At 42.8% G+C, this 3,505-nt stretch carries 4 protein-coding genes; all 4 read left to right on the top strand.

Going from position 1 to position 3,505, the window contains the following annotated elements:
- Positions 1-987 (top strand): polysaccharide pyruvyl transferase family protein (locus tag BG32_RS07500; RefSeq protein WP_121526639.1); only part of this gene is annotated, 987 nt, incomplete at its 5' end.
- Positions 988-991: 4 nt separating this feature from the next.
- Entirely contained in the window at positions 992-2,089 is a 1,098-nt protein-coding gene (locus tag BG32_RS07495; protein WP_121526638.1) for an iron-containing alcohol dehydrogenase family protein, read from the top strand.
- Positions 2,086-3,264, top strand: coding sequence for a class I SAM-dependent rRNA methyltransferase (locus BG32_RS07490; protein WP_121509686.1), 1,179 nt, complete (start codon positions 2,086-2,088; stop codon positions 3,262-3,264). The genes BG32_RS07495 and BG32_RS07490 overlap by 4 nt, the downstream gene beginning before the upstream one ends.
- A 77-nt stretch (positions 3,265-3,341) precedes the next feature.
- A partial coding sequence (locus BG32_RS07485) for a P-loop NTPase (protein WP_147434878.1) occupies positions 3,342-3,505 on the top strand: 164 nt, incomplete at its 3' end.

Here is a 3,505-nt window from a genome sequence, read left to right as displayed (position 1 = left end):
TCATCACTATCCCTGATCGAAGAGATAGAGTTTGAAGGACCGATTTATCTGCCCGCCTCACCCAGCATAAACCACATAGCCCACAGATTTCCGTCAAAACTGGATGTAAGAATAATTAAACGCTTCAGCATAAGAGAGCTCCAAACCTCCATCAAGAACTCGATTCTAACCGTATTTGGAGGGGGAAATCTCCTTCAGGATCAGACAAGCTGGAGGAGTTTTTTGTACTATTACGAGATTGCAAAGTACACTCTCAAGAAAGACAAACCCCTGCTCTTTCTTTCCCAAGGGTTTGGCCCATTAAGTAAAACCGCAAACAGGAAAGCACTGAACAAGTTGCTCAGTGATCCGCTTACTTACGGAGTTATGAGAGACGCCGTGAGTTACAAACATTTCGCATCGATATCGAATAAAGCAATCCTCGGAACAGACTATGGACCGTACTACCTTCGAAAAAAAAGGATAATACCCGAGAAGCGTGAAACGATTGATGGCCTGGCGGTAATAGTTCTGAAAAACGGAACCAGTGTAGACGATGTACTCCATTCTCTAAGACTGAATAATCTATCCCAAGTTTGCGCCGTAGGGTTTCATAATCACCACGATGAGCAAAAGAGAAGCGAACTTGAATCCAAGGCGCGTTCAAACGGATTCAAAGTAAGAAAACCTCCAGAGAATCTTGAAGGAATGATTGAGGTTTTTAACAATGCAGAGTTAATAATCACAGAGCGTCTTCATGGAGTGATTCTGGCGATCTCATTGGGCGTTCCTTTCGTGTGGAAGAAGAATACTAAGCTTGATAGATTTGTGAGGTCTCTCGACAAAAACTGCAATCTCTATTTTGAAGAAAGTTGCGAGAGCTTGAGCCTATCAATCAACAGTTCTTTGAAGAAGCCGGTGAATCTTAAGGAAGACTACTGGTCTCGTCTTGAAAACACGGTGAATGAATCAAAAGAATTGCTCAAGAAACTCCTAGCAAGAAGGTGATTGAATGTGGAAATATTTCTTGCCGACAAGGGTCTTTGTAGGTAGACAAGTAATCAGCCAAAACGGTGAGTTGCTTAAGGAATTCGGCACAAAAGCGTTCATAGTTACTGGAAAATCCTCAGCAAAGAAAAGCGGAGCGCTCGACGAAGTACTAAGGATGCTAGAAGCTTTAGATATTCCGAGTTCAATATTCGATGAGGTAGAAGAGAATCCTTCATTCTTTACAGTCGAAAAAGGAGGAAGGCTTCTTTCAGAAAATGAATGTGATTTTGTAATCGCAATTGGCGGAGGAAGCCCTCTCGATGCAGGTAAAGCGATCTCTGCAGTCGGAATGAACGGATGCAGTTGCGAGGATCTATACAGAGGAAAGAACCTTCCGTCTCACCCAATAGTCGCCATACCTACTACCTCGGGTACGGGTAGTGAAGTTACTCAGTACTCGGTTCTTACAAATGCCGATGGACAGAAAAAGGGTTTTGGGATGCCATCGATCTTTCCAGCGATATCCTTTCTCGATCCGAGATACACTGTGACAATGCCCTTAGATGTAACCATTGCTACCGCACTTGACGCATTATCCCATTCTTTGGAAGGCGAAGTAGTTAACAAGGGACAAAACCCCCTGCTAAAAACTCTTTCAAGAGAAGCAAACAGGCTCATTAAAGATTCGCTCGACAGAATACTGCTGGATGAGGATGATATTGATTTGCGTGAAAGGATGCAGTTTGCCGCAACACTCGCCGGAATAGTAATCGCTCATACGGGAACAACTGCTGTTCATGCAGCTGGTTATCCACTCTCTTCATTCAAGAATGTAAAACACGGTATGGCAAATGCTCTAATTTTGGTCGAGATCTTCAAAAAGATTGCAGAGGCCGACAAAGATAGAATAAGCGCTGCAATCGATCCTTTTGAGAGTCTCGATGAACTTCAGATTTTTATACAGAGGTTTATCTCTGGAAGAATCTTCTTGAGAATCTCAGATGAAGAAATAAACGAATGGTCAGATTACACTTCAAAAGCATCACACCTGAAGAAGACTCCAGGTGATTTCGACAAAGAGTTCTTCATGGATTTGTACAGGAGGATCAATAACATTTGAGTGCAAGAGTTGTCTTGAAGCGGTCGATAAAAAGGAGGATCGCATTTGGCCATCCATGGATTTATGACAATGAAATCGAAAAAGCCGACTCTGTTGAAGGTGGTTGCATAGTAGATGTATTGACCAATTCCGGACAGTTTCTGGGAAGAGGATACTATAATCCGGACTCTTCCATCAGAGTGAGACTCCTAACAAGAAGAAACTGCAGTATCGATACTGATTTCTTCGCAGAAAAGCTAAAAAGATCATTGGGGATGAAATCTTCTTTGCTTAGATATGGCAATGCCTTGAGAGTTACCTTTGGCGAAGCCGATGGACTACCGGGATTGATAGTGGATAAATTTTCTGACTGGCTGGTCGTTCAGTTTAACACTCTAGGAATTGGAGTTCTCAGAAACGAGATTATTGAAGCTTTGATAGCCACACTGAAACCAAAGGGGATATTTGAAAAGAGCGAGGGAATCTCCCTTACAAAAGAAGGCTTAGAATCAAAAGAAGAGTGGCTTTTTGGTAGCGGGCCAGAGTTGCTGCCCTTTTCATTAAATGGGGTTACTTTCTTTGCAGACACAAAAGGGCAAAAGACCGGTTTTTTCCTAGATCAAAGGGACAACGCGGAGAAACTGTCAAAATACGCGAACGGAAGAAATGTGCTTGATGTTTTCTCATATACCGGCAACTTCTCATTTCATTGTTTGAGCCAAGGGGCTAATAGGGCGACGTTGGTTGACTCTTCGGAACGCGCACTTTCAGTTGCAAGAGAGACGGCTGAAATAAATGGATTCATCAGTAGATGCGAGTTTGTCAGGGCAAATGCATTCGACTATTTGAGAGAAGAATCACTCGCCGGTCACAATCTTGTGATAGTTGACCCTCCAGCAATGGCAAAATCACCGTCTTCGAAAAAAAGTGCTTTGAGAGGGTACAAGGAACTTAACCTTAGAGTGATAAAAAAGGCTGTAAGCGGATCTCTTCTGGCATCTTCCTCATGTACACAAATCATTTCTGAAGATGACTGGATGAGAACTATCAACGATGCCTTTCACGACAGCAAAAAGGTCGGAATAGTCTCATTTAGAGGGGGCCAACCGCTTGACCATCCGGAGGTTAGCTCTATATTCGAGACAAGATATCTTAAGTTCTGCTTATTTCGTGTCTTTGAACTGTGTGATTTCTAAATGCAGCGCCAAATACTGTTGAAGTACCATTGTAATGCTATAATTCAGAAAAGTCTAACGGCTGGAGGTAGATAGATATGGCCAAAGTATACGTTGTGACTTCCGGAAAAGGGGGGGTCGGCAAGACTACAATTACAGCCAACATAGGTTGTGCTCTTGCAAATAAAGGGGCTAAGGTCTGTCTTATCGATGCAGACATTGGTCTCAAAAACCTAGATATTACACTTGGCCTCGAGAATAG

This window comes from Mesotoga sp. HF07.pep.5.2.highcov, assembly GCF_003666285.1.
GTDB lineage: Bacteria > Thermotogota > Thermotogae > Petrotogales > Kosmotogaceae > Mesotoga > Mesotoga prima.
This window is presented reverse-complemented; position numbering and strand designations above follow the sequence as displayed.